Annotated in this window: 9 protein-coding genes; 6 read left to right on the forward strand and 3 right to left on the reverse strand. The window is 38.3% G+C overall.

The features are described 5' to 3' along the window. Entirely contained in the window at nucleotides 1-3,186 is a 3,186-nt protein-coding gene (locus IM792_RS07365; protein WP_194101184.1) for a CheR family methyltransferase, read from the reverse strand. A gap of 332 nt (nucleotides 3,187-3,518) precedes the next feature. Between IM792_RS07365 and IM792_RS07370 the strand changes: the two genes are divergently transcribed. Continuing rightward, complete coding sequence (locus tag IM792_RS07370; RefSeq protein ID WP_194101185.1) at nucleotides 3,519-4,412, forward strand: bestrophin family ion channel; 894 nt, start codon at nucleotides 3,519-3,521, stop codon at nucleotides 4,410-4,412. Between the two features lie 643 nt (nucleotides 4,413-5,055). Here the strand turns inward: IM792_RS07370 and IM792_RS07375 are convergent. Continuing rightward, nucleotides 5,056-6,084: a hypothetical protein gene (locus IM792_RS07375; RefSeq protein WP_194101186.1), complete on the reverse strand. Its 1,029-nt coding sequence runs from the start codon at nucleotides 6,082-6,084 to the stop codon at nucleotides 5,056-5,058. 399 nt (nucleotides 6,085-6,483) lie between these two features. Here IM792_RS07375 and IM792_RS07380 point away from each other — a divergent pair, with 399 nt between their 5' ends. After that, the gene (locus IM792_RS07380; protein ID WP_194101187.1) at nucleotides 6,484-7,614 is read left to right on the forward strand and encodes an alpha/beta hydrolase; all 1,131 of its coding nucleotides are present in this window, start codon (nucleotides 6,484-6,486) and stop codon (nucleotides 7,612-7,614) included. A gap of 528 nt (nucleotides 7,615-8,142) precedes the next feature. Then, nucleotides 8,143-8,517 carry a hypothetical protein gene (locus tag IM792_RS07385; protein ID WP_194101188.1) on the forward strand — a complete coding sequence of 125 codons (375 nt, stop codon included), beginning with the start codon at nucleotides 8,143-8,145 and terminating at the stop codon, nucleotides 8,515-8,517. 637 nt (nucleotides 8,518-9,154) lie between these two features. Here IM792_RS07385 and IM792_RS07390 read toward each other — a convergent pair. After that, nucleotides 9,155-9,424, reverse strand: a complete 270-nt coding sequence (locus tag IM792_RS07390) for a hypothetical protein (RefSeq protein ID WP_194101189.1) — start codon at nucleotides 9,422-9,424, stop codon at nucleotides 9,155-9,157. A 258-nt stretch (nucleotides 9,425-9,682) separates the two neighbouring features. On the opposite strand from IM792_RS07390, the gene IM792_RS07395 reads away from it, so the two are divergent. The 3 genes from IM792_RS07395 to IM792_RS07405 all read left to right on the forward strand — a co-directional run bounded on the left by IM792_RS07395 (nucleotide 9,683) and on the right by IM792_RS07405 (nucleotide 12,389). Further along, nucleotides 9,683-10,702, forward strand: coding sequence for a hypothetical protein (locus IM792_RS07395; protein WP_194101190.1), 1,020 nt, complete (start codon nucleotides 9,683-9,685; stop codon nucleotides 10,700-10,702). 424 nt (nucleotides 10,703-11,126) lie between these two features. After that, nucleotides 11,127-11,846: a LytTR family DNA-binding domain-containing protein gene (locus IM792_RS07400; protein ID WP_194101191.1), complete on the forward strand. Its 720-nt coding sequence runs from the start codon at nucleotides 11,127-11,129 to the stop codon at nucleotides 11,844-11,846. A 102-nt stretch (nucleotides 11,847-11,948) separates the two neighbouring features. Then, nucleotides 11,949-12,389, forward strand: a complete 441-nt coding sequence (locus IM792_RS07405) for a hypothetical protein (protein WP_194101192.1) — start codon at nucleotides 11,949-11,951, stop codon at nucleotides 12,387-12,389. The last annotated feature ends 35 nt before the right edge of the window (nucleotides 12,390-12,424 follow it).

The following is a 12,424-nucleotide window of genomic DNA, read 5'->3' on the forward strand; positions in this document are numbered from 1 at the left end:
TCAATTTTCGACGTTTTCGGTTCTGAAATGCAATGTAAATTTGCTGCCTTGGTTTACATTGCTTTCAACGCTTATACTACCACCAGCCGCGTTGATAATTTTTTTCACCAGATATAATCCGATTCCAGTACCTTCTATGTTTTCATTCAATCTGCTGTAAATATCAAACACCTTAGAAATGCTGTCTTCTGGTATGCCTTTTCCATTGTCCTCTATCGTTAAAACAGTTTCTTCCGCAGTTAAAGTTGTATTGATTAAGATGACAGGAGTTCGCTCGCTTCGGTATTTAATGGCATTTGAAATCAAGTTATATAGGATGCTTCTCAAGTTTTTTTTCGAGAATAATATATCCTTCACGGCGAAATTTCTCAGGATTACTGCTTTTGATATCTCAATTTTATTCTCCAAACTCCATTCAATATTGTCGATCAGTTCGTCGAGGTTTACCATTTCACTGGCTAAGCGGTCATTTTCAATCTTAGCAACTGTTCCGATTTCTTTGATCATCAAGCTAAATTTTCTGACCGACGAATTAATGATCGTTAAAAACCGGTTCATCTCAGGATCTGTTATTTTACGATTTATCGTATTAATGCTAAGTTCTATATTATTCAGCGGACCTATAAGATCATGAGATGTAGCATGAGCGAAGTTATCCAAATCAGCATTTATTCGCATAAGGCTGTTGTTTTTCTTATCAACCTCAAGGTGGGCTTTCTTTAATGCAGTAACGTCATTAAATGTAATGATTGCGCCATTCTGCTTGTTTTCTGAAAGTTGAAGATAGGGCATTATCGTTACTTGATACCAGCTGCCGTTGTTGCTCTCAATTTCTTTATTTATTACGCTGGCATCCAGTATAACCTTTTCTATATCTGGAATAATGGTATCAATTTTTATGTTATTTGAAATAGTTTTCAAAGAGCGGCCAGTATCGTTCTCTGATAAATTAAATAATTTTAATGTTCCCGGCGAAAACTTCATCACCACCAAGTTATTATCTACAAATAGCTGACCATTGATATTGCTTCTAAAATAATTATTCAAATCGTCATTTAGCTCCAGAAGCTCTTTGTTCTTTAGTTGATAATCGGTATTAATAGTGTGTAATTCTTCATTTACCGACTGCATCTCTTCGTTTGTGCTTTGCATTTCTTCGTTTGCAGAAATAAGTTCTTCATTGAAAGATTGCATATTTTCATTGGACGCGTCCAATAATTCATACGCAGAGCTTAGCTTTACTTTTAGTTCTTTTAATTCTTCCTCTAAATTATTGGTGTACTCATCAAAATAAATACCTTCATTAAATACCTTTGACGTTTCTGATGCCAAGCTACCAGATTCAGTGTCAGTAAATACGGCCAAAAATAAACGAGGATCACCCTTTTTAATGATTAAGGATCTTATAGAAATATCTACCGATATTATATTATTGTTATTATTTATAATTATGTTGCTTACGCTTGCAGGTTGATTGGTTTTAGACACATCCTTAAACAAAGTATTGTAAACAATAGCAAGTGGCTTCGGCAATAATTCGGGTAAGTTTGTATTAAAATTCTCCTGCCTAAGATATTTGGACGAGTTACCGTAAGATTTTATAACCCGATGATTTTCGTCAACGCAAATCGCTACATAACCAATTTCTTTTGCGAGGGTTCCAATTATTGCCTCAGCCAAAGTTTGATTTGTATTGTTTGCAACGATTTCGCGTGTTGGAACAGTGGTTTTATGGATTTCCATAAGCTCAGGAAGATTAAATGTTTCAAATGTTACGGCTCTTTTATGTCTCTGATTCTTGTAAATACGCCATTTTTTATGAACAACTTCCAGATCATTAAGTATTGAAACGGCATTTTCACTCGATCCTAAAAACAGGTAACCTTCTTTTTTCAGTCCAAAACGTAGCATATTAAGAACCTTCTGTTGCAAAAGTGGTGTCATATAAATGAGTAAGTTACGGCAACTGACTAAATCCATATTGCAATACGGCGGATTTTTTACTAAATCATGTTGAGCGAAAATTACCATTTGCCGTAAATCAGCTTTGATCTTGTAAAAATCGCCGTCTTTAACAAAGTGCTTTTCCAAACGTTCACGTGATACGTCATTTTCAATACTATTGCTATATATGCCTTTACCGGCATATGAGAGGGCATAACTATCAACATCCGTTGCAAAAATTTTAACAACAACATCCTTATGCTCCTGGTTCAATAGCTCATAAAGTATAATGGCAAGGGAGTACACCTCTTCGCCGGTAGCGCAGCCAGCTACCCATACCTTCAGTTCTTCGCCGGGTTTATGTCTTCTTAAAAGGTCTGGTATGACATTATTTTCAATCTGTAGAAAAGCCTCCTTATCTCTGAAAAAAGATGTTACACTTATCAAATAGTCTTTTGCCAATGCCTCAGCTTCTGCAGGTGTTCTTCTCAAAAAATCTAAATATTCGTCTAAAGAGGCTATATGATGAAATGCCGCTCTTCTTTTAGTTCTCCTGAGGATTGTAGGTTTCTTATAATCAGAAAAATCAAGAGGTGAGCTATCCCGAATTAATTCAAGAATTTCATTGATAGTGTCTTCTTCTCTTTCAGAATTTGCAACAAAAATCTGTTCGTGTTTTACGTAGTCCTCAATGGCATTTGGCATAGTTTCCGGCTCAAGAATGAAGTCTACTAATCCGGTGGCTATAGCATGCGAAGGCATGCTGCTAAATTGAGTGGTTTCTGGGTTACGAGCGATGATCATACCACCGGCATTTTTAATTGATCTGACACCCTCAGTTCCATCTGAACCCAAGCCAGATAGAATAACTGCGATTGATTTTCTTCCGTTATCTACAGCCAATGAATGCAAAAAGGTGTTAATTGTAAGGTGCGGGGCGTTGTTTTTATGCTTATCCGTTAAGAACAAACGACCATTTTTTATGATCATTACCTTATTGTGTGGGATTAGGTAAACTTCATTGCTTTTAATGCTAACTCCGTTTTTTGCTTCATTAACAATTAACTTTGAATGCTTAGCCAATAATTCAACCATCCTGCTCTTGAATTCAGCGGATAAATGTTGAACGATTACGTAAGCCACCCCATCCAATGGTGTGTGATCGAAAAATATATTAATTTCTTCCATGCCACCTGCGGATGCGCCGATAGCTATAATATATTGAGGGGCAACATTCAGCATTAGTATCCGGATAAATGTATCAGTGAAGATAGTATCAAATTTAGGTTATAAATCACTTATCCATAATTATTTGTTTTAAAGAGTATTAATTCAGGTAGCAGTCGTAAAAATTGATATCTGGTAAAAACCGTATTAATGAGGATTTATACTAAATAATGAAACTTTGTTTTGATTGCAGAAGTTAAACATCCAGAAATCTTTTTGCATCCAAACATATTCGATTCTAATTGTTATGATTAAACATCCTGTTTAATATAAATCCCTTAGTATTAACTGCTGAACAAGGTCTTTTACTCAGGCAACAAATGCATACGATATAAGGTTGAGCCGATATGATCATTTCTATTAACATTCGCGCCGCTTCGGTTCTTTCCGGAACATGGAAGTGGCTTGCGTTTCACTCTTTATTTGTAATAATTGTATATGCTGCTCTCAAATATTCAGGATTGAAAATTTCAATGACACCAATTATATCCATGATCGGGATCGTCTTATCAATATTAATGGGTTTCCGTATTAGTTCAGCATATGACAGATGGTGGGAGGCCCGGAAAATATGGGGAGCTTTAGTTAACGATTCAAGAACACTTGCCCGACAATTAATAACTATAACTCAACCTTCAGAAATTACAACAGCGCACGTGCAGAGTATGGTTTACCGACACATTGCATTTATTTATTCAATGGGAGGCCGTTTACGAAATCAGGATGTTAATCAGGTGGTTGCATCTTTTCTATATGAGGATGAGTGGGAAAGATTGATAGATAGAGGAAATGTACCCAATTTATTATTACTTCATAATGTGCACGCGTTCCGAAAAATGCAGCAGGACGGTAGTATAACCAGCTTCGATTTTTTAATGCTTAACGAAACTATTACTAAGCTTACTGACAGTGCTGGTGCTGCAGAAAGAATTAAAAATACACCTTTTCCGATCCCATATAGTTATTTTACCAGTTTCTTGGTTCATCTTTTCGCTATGCTGTTGCCGTTTGGTATGGTCGAACTGTTTGGTTATGTCTCTATTCCGATAGCAATTTGTACCATTTTTATTTTTTTGATAATTGAGCAAATCGCCATTGAAATACAAGATCCATTTGCTAACAAAGAAAATGATATACCAGTTACAGCAATATCACAGGCTATTGAAATCGATTTAAAAGAAATGCTTGGCGATTTGAACCTGCCTGACAAAGAAACGCCGAGAAGCGGTGTTTTGATGTAAAATTAATACGGTATCGTTTAAATATAAAATTGCTTTTTAGGCAATAAAAACCTATTTTTGTATCTTAATTGCTGATGCGTTTTATCCGATATTCGCCCCCTTTAAAAGGGGGCTTTATTCCTGTCCATAATGGAGTTTCGAAGTCAAAAATTTACCAAACGGAATATTATGATGTTAACTGTTTGCCAACGTACGCTGGAAAAACATTGTCATAATCAAACTAATATATTCCACTTTTTTTAATAAGCTCAAACCAATTCCTTGCTGATAGTTAAAAGCTGTTTAGGGGGCATTTATTACATTTGAAAAATGAGCCTTATAACTAAGATAATTATGTGGGTAATCGGGATAATTATTTCCTATTTACTATTAATGGAAATTATAATGGCATTCGATTTTCATGATTTAAACTCAATGAGTGTCGACCAGTATAGACTGTGATAAGGTGTTAGTCAATTTTCGAGATGATGACTATATGTCGGTTTCTAGTTGCGGTGTAAGAGTCAAGTGTTGCTCGGGTTTTAAAAGTTGAAACACTCTTATTTGAATCCCGTAATTATTGGACAAATCATCTACCAACGTTCGGCATACATTTTTACATCATTACCCTCGTCAGACCACCAGGAATCTTTATTGTGTGTGGCTATTTAAGCATTATTTTACGAATAGTATTTGTTCCATAATCCGAAAAATAAAGACTGTTTTCGTGATCCGTCAAAGCGAGGCTGTAAGCGTGAACGTCTGCTTTCATACCAATGCCGTCTTGGCCATCGGGCGTGGCACTGTTGGGCCCTGCCAATATAGTTAGTTTACCATTCTCAATTTTTTCAATTTTTCCACCTGCGGCCAGATACATAGTTCGGCTGTCCGCATTTAAAACAATACTATTTATATCGCCTAAATTTAAATTTGGATAAAGCTGCGCTGTTACACCATTGGGAGTATATTTAAAGAGGCGGGCACCAATAGTAAAATATACCACACGGTTTCTCCCTATAAATAATCCCCTGTAACTTTGCCCTCTGCCTTGCTCTTCTTCTGTTAGTAAGTTTTTATTATAGGGAACATTGTCCCTCCCGGTCGATCCATCAGGATTTACCAAATGTTTTAAGATATTATTACTACTTGAGAACCAAAAGAAATCTTCATAGGGATCTTTTGCCAAAGCGCCAAAGGCTGTATAGGTACTTTCATATCCCGCTACAAACTTTCCGGTCTTATCAAATATATAAGTTAATCCAGCCTGATCAACAAGATAACTTAACACGTGCACGTTGCCGGCGTTATCTACCCCAACTGATGTGGGGCTCTGAAGGCCATAAAATTCAGTGGTTTTTAAAAGAAGTGTAGTTACAACGCCATTGGAACTTAGTTTACGAATGGCGTTGTTATTTCTGTCAGCAATATATAGTGCTCCATCTTTAGCTAATTGGATGCCCGAAGGCCCGTCAAATCGTGCATTTCCTGCCTGTCCATCAACGAATCCGGGACTGTTCGGCAAGCCGGCAACCGTAGTAACCACATTGCGTGTTGTCAAGGCAAGAGACGTTTGATCTGAATTTATGAATTCAGTTTGTTCATGTAACTGACTTTCTTTCTTGCATTGCTGCAGTGCAATTGATCCGGCAACAAGTACAATTAGCTTAATTACTCTCAATGCATTTAACTTCATATTCAGTTTCTTGGTTAATCAAAATTAACAGTAAATCAAATCAATTCTGATTTAACCGCCATATGTTCTGATATTGTAACTATTTGTCCGCATTATGAGATGAGCCATTAAAATGCGGATCCCATTGAAAATAATTGTAATGCTTTGATGCATACTTTGAATACAGTTGTACTCTATTTGCTTAACTCATAAACTAATAGAAGGATATCCTTTCAATTAATGAACGGACAGCACAATACAAATAGCCATAGATTATAGCGAGCTTTAATACTAATATATAATTTACCTTAATAGTTAGAGCTGGTGGTTTTAAATAGTTGGTAAAAATTGTAATTAATAAGAAAGTTGTGTGAAACTAATGTATAGCCACAAGTGTTCAAATGTTACAATACATCAACTATGAAAACAAAACATTATTACACCATCCTGGCCGCCTGCGGCATGCTGGGACTTGCTGCCTGTTCGGGCAATTCATCAAAAAGTGCATCAGATAGTACAGACACTTTGTCGGCGGCCGATACTATGATGACTGACACACCCAAAACATTAAAACCTAAAGGCGCTAACCCGGCCTGGGCGCCGGATATTAAGCCTGAGATGTGGGCCGTAATTGAGAAGCTGGGTAGCTACGGCGATAAACCTATTGAAAGCCTTACCGCTGTACAAGCGCGCAAAAACCATACGCCAACTGATGCCGTAATGGATTTGATAAAGGAGAGTGGAATTGCCAAGCCGGTGTTCAATGTTGATACCATGGGTAAAGACATCCCGGTTGCCGGTGGAAACATTCATGTGCGTGTGTATACGCCAAAATCAGGTAATGGGCCATTCCCGGTAATTGTTTATTACCATGGCGGCGGTTTTGTTATTGCCAATCTGGATGTTTACGATGCAACGCCTAATGTGCTGGCCGATAAAGCCGGAGCAGTGGTGGTATCAGTTGCCTACCGTTTAGCGCCCGAAAATAAATTCCCTGTTGCGCATAATGATGCCTTTGCAGCTTATCAATGGGTGTTAAAAAACGCGGCCTCTATAAAAGGAGATGCTAAAAAGGTAGCTGTAGCGGGCGAGAGTGCCGGTGGTAATCTTGCTGTAAATACAGCAATTATGGCACGCGATAAAAAAGTAGATTTACCTGTAGCTGTATTAGCGGTTTACCCGGTTGCAGGTTCAGATATGAACACACCATCGTACACTAAAAATGCTAATGCAAAACCATTAAATAAGGCTATGATGGGCTGGTTTGTTAAAAATTACCTAAACAATATGGGCGAGGCTAAAGACCCGCGTATTAATCTGGTTGCTGCTAACTTAAAAGGTTTGCCGCCAACAACCATTATTACTGCCGAAATTGACCCATTACAAAGCGATGGTACATTGCTGGCCGATAAACTAAAGGCCGCCGGAGTGACTACCGATCTGAAAAATTATGATGGTGTAACCCATGAGTTTTTTGGTATGGGTGCTGTGGTGCCACAAGCTCATGATGCTGAAGCTTATGCTGTAAGTCAGCTTAAAAAATCATTTTAATAATTAACAAAGTGTATAAAACAATAAGGGTCGATGTATAGCATCGGCCCTTATTGTTTTATTGGCCTTACTAACACAAAATAGTTATATAAAGTTGAAATAAGATTCTATTTATAAAGTTGGCTACTCTAACGTTCTTTCTTTATGTAAATTGACTAGTGTTGAGACTGCTTATTCGTTTTGAGTAATATCCAAAAAAAACCATATCAAGAGAATTGTTTAAATGAGCTATATTTGCGAGTGATTGACTGAGATTGGGAAGGTGAAATGACAATTAAAAGTCATCGCGCAAGGTGAATTGCTTGTTTTAAAAACACCGTTAGTATCTCCGCTAAGGCTTAATAAGCATATCACTACATAAGTGTATTGCATATCCTACATAGTTGATCGTCTATACAAAAGTTTCCAAAAAAAAAGCGATGCCTGCTTTTGTCAGACATCGCATAATAGATATAAAAAGAATATTATTTTTTCTGAGGTGACATTCCACCACTACTTGTTCCGCCACTCGTTCCTGTCCCTACACCTGTGCCTGTAGGCGATGTTGTTGGACTCGTTGTCGGTGATGTAGGGCTGGTTGTCGGAGGCGTTGTTGTAGGCGTCATCGGACTTGTAGTTGGCGTCGATGGAGTAGTCGTTGGAGATGTGGGGCTTGTTGTTGGACTTGTATTAGTCGGTGGCACTGTTGGACTTGTAGGATTCGTCGTTGGCGGCATAGTATTTGGCGCTGTAGTCGGGTTTGCCGGATTCACGGGATTTGAAGTCGGATTGGTTGAACCAGGTGTGGTTGTTTTTGGAACAACGTTTCTGCGTGTGCTTTTCTTGTTAGCCGGCACTGTATCCTGTTGCGCTCGATCAACTTGGTTAAATGCAATTGGCGTATGGTTGATATTACTATTTTGACCTATTGTTTTGGCATAGCCAAACGCACATGTGGCGCTCACTGCTAATGCTATTAAAATTACTTTTTTCATAATATTATTTTCTTTACGGTTATGTATATTAATTATGTCTATAACCGTGCCAGTAATAAATTATTCGCTAGGTAATAATATGAAGCAGAACTTTGAGTTGCGAAATCAAAACTGGGTGAATTAAAAATCGTATATCATAGACAGTTTTTACATTTAATATTTGATTCAATCTGGTGATTTGCTTAACAAAACGTATTGAATTAAAACTACCCGGATTGCCTTTAGAATATTAGTGGTTGCTGTTGTCTGTTCCAGCTTAATCAATGCCTCCAAACTACTTTTTATTCGCAGCAAAGTAAAGTCTATCATCGGGCTATTCACACGGAGAAAGGAGGGACGAAAGGCGATATTGGGCGGAAAGAGTTGTGTTGACAATCGGCCAAAGCCTTCAATGGTATACTACAAACCACTCAAAAACTCAAATGATGGATGTTTCTAATTAGAAAAAAATGATTTTACCAACATGGTCTGGTAAATGGGTTTTTTAGCTTTTGAGAGGGTGTGTATAGTTGTAAGTTTAGGTTAAAATAAACTTGAAGTTGTCTGAATCCTAATAGTCGCCAAATTTAATCGCCAAGTTGTTCTTGTGTATAACGGCTTTTTATCTCCTGCGCAATTGCTTTTTGGTCAACGCTATTTAGCTCACCAAAATAGCTCCACTCGGTGTAATCATCGTTGAATGTCACAGTACCCAGCTCTTCAATGCCTTCATTAAGCTTAAAGTTGTTCATTAGCTCAATACCACCCTTATCCGAGCCTGTAGTTTCTTGAATCACCATCACCTGGCGCTGCGTTCCATCCTCCTTATCGAGAGCAATCAAAAATGCTGAATCCATAAATGATATTACAATTCATGATCTTATTAGTTTTCATTATTAATCGTTATGGTACAGCCGCATGTTACCCATTTCGCAGTCAATTCATATTTTTTAAAATTGGATATGCGTAAAGTTTTTGATTCTTGGCTATGTCATCATTATACAAATGCCTCAGCTAAATATATCTCGTAACTGTATCAAAGCTGTTCAGCCAATAAGTTGATCGACAATATTCTTTGTTGTAAATTTAAATCTGAAATCTAACACTATACTACCATGAAAATAAAAACTACTCTTTTAAAGAGTGCAATTGCTGCATTCTGCTTAGCCATGTGCATGCAAAGTTGTAAAAAAGATGATGGAGTGGCTCCAACGTCAAGTCAATCTGATGCATCGGAAATCATCATTAACGATTCCGGTTCCGATTCGACTGGAATATACGTAAGCACCGTATTCAACATTCCGTCTGCAATGATTTCCAGAATTGCAAGGTCTGCCGATGGCACGTTATATGCCACAGAGTACGCAAACGATAAAGTATATAAGGTTACACCAAGCGGTGTGGTGACTACTGTAGTACAGACAGTCAACAGCCCTAATGGTGTAAAAGTAGCCACAGATAATGATGTGTTCTTCACTTCGTACTTCGACAATAAAATCTACAGAATGGCACCTACAGGACAGGTAAGTGAGGTAACTGTCGGATTAAGCATGAGCCGCCCTACCGACATAGCTGTAGACAGCGATGGTACATTGTATATTGCTGACGCCTGGCACAAAAGAATTCTGAAACTAACCACTGACGGTACAACAACAATATTGGCAGGTAAAACAGATGCTTATGGAATAGTTGATGGTAAGGGTAACACTGCTCGCTTTAACTATGTAACATCGTTGAAATTAGGTGCTGATGGCAACCTGTGGGCGGTCGATGGTGATGAAAAAGGTGGAAGCGGATTGTGCGTACGCAAGATTACTTTACAGGGTGTAGTGAGTACTCCTCTGAAACTGACATCACAATACAGGCGAATTTATGACCTGTGTCCTGCTAAAACAGATGCGAACTTTGCCGTTACTGGCTATGGCAATCTGTTCATCCTATACAATGATAATTCAATTACTCACCTGAATACGAAAACTAATACAGAGTCTCCCATAACATTAACCAAAGAACGTGGGCAAGTAGACGGTCCAATTGTGAGCGCAAGATTCAGTTCGCCTATGTCACTTTCGTTTAGGCAGAACAATCTATTTGTTGGCGACAATAGTGCTATCAGGAAGATATATAGAAAATAATTACGGTCGTTTATAATGAATTACGTGACGAACGGTGATGAGCAAATGGTAGATGACTCATTCAGTAGCTTTGTTATTAGTTGTTAGCATTTTGAATGCTTATATGAATAAGATTCTGTTGAAACAAACATATTATATTTCTTCATCGCCAAAAAAGATCCAGCCAAATAACTCCAGGCCTTAAGCCAAGCGGTTAAAAAGCGATAATCTGGCAAAAGTGAATATTCGAAATTCCATCTTCAGCAATGATTCGAAATGAAGTAGAACATAATAAGCCCGTTTCACTTGCTGATCACGGTTGTGTTTCGTCAACTTACTTCTCGATAAACAAACTACTCGTCATTAAATTAATATGCTGTTTCTCGACTGACCTTAATAACTGCATTGTTTGGAAGAAGTATCCGGGAAATGTATATTAGAGCCTATGGAACAAACGATCAATTGTCTGGTCATCGATGACGATCCGGAAGTTAATGATTACGTCTGTGAAATGGTCAGGCAAACGCCTTTTCTGCGACTGATCGGTACTCATGCCTTCGCACATTCAGCGCTAAGCGACCTGGAGAAAAAGCAAATTGATTTGCTGATATTGGATATCAATCTTCCGGGTCTTGATGGGGTCACTTTTGCCCGTATGCTAAAAACAGCCTCAGGTTTTGTTCCGCCCAAGGTAATTCTGATCAGTGGTTCGCGTGAACATGCATTGGCCGGATATAAGGTCGATGCTATCGACTACCTAGTAAAGCCATTTGGCTACGAAGAGTTTTACGGAGCAGTTATTAAAGCACGCGGAATGATGAGCCCGCCGACGTTATCATCGCAACTGCGTTCTGACCACCTTTTCCTAAAAGTAGAGCATGACCTTACTCGTGTTAACATCAGCGACATCCGGTACCTGGAAAGTTTTAAAGATTATGTAAAGGTTTTTACTTCTGACCAAATGATAGTTGCTTTATCCACCCTTAAAGGATTAGAAGAAAAACTAGCCAGCCACCGCTTTATGCGCATTCACCGTTCATTTATTATAAACTTAGATAAGATTGACGCTATTCAGCACATGACAGTTCGGTTTGGGCGAACAATAATCCCGGTAACTGAACAGTACCGACAAGCTTTCCGAGCCGAATTTAGTGATTGGCTTTAACGGACGGGAAGGCGTTTTTATCGTCCCAAAGCCGGATTTGGCCGAAGCGATTTTCAGCCCTTGAAGACTTGTTGTTCATTTGTTAAAAACAAATAAATAACGATGAAAAATTTAATATGGATAGTACTGATTTTGGGTTTTGGTACCACAGTCAAAGCAGAACAAAGAGATACCACTGGAAAAGATACTGCGAAAATCAATAAACAGGTTAACAAATTGAATGAAAAGCTAACCGAACTGCAGGAGGAACTGACAAAAATACAAGCACGTTTGCCTGAAGAGCGAGCCACTGCTGAAGAAGCGCGAGGCAATTCTAATGAAGCGCAGGAAAAGAGCCGTAAAAAAGCTGCTTCGGCGGTAGGTGGAGATGCTGATGATACCCGTAAAGCGGAAAAGGCAGCCAAAAAAGCCGCCCGAGAAACCGGGGATGCGGAAGATGCAGATGAAAAAGTGGAAAAAGACGAGAAAAAGATCAAAGACCTTAATAAGGATCTTGAAAAGACAAGAAAAAAGCTTGCCGATCTACAACAGGCGAACGATTAAAACTTTGGGTATGTTTTGGTGTTTTACCTCGGCAG

Origin of the sequence: Mucilaginibacter sp. JRF, from assembly GCF_015223065.1 — a bacterium.
Classification (GTDB): Bacteria; Bacteroidota; Bacteroidia; order Sphingobacteriales; family Sphingobacteriaceae; genus Mucilaginibacter.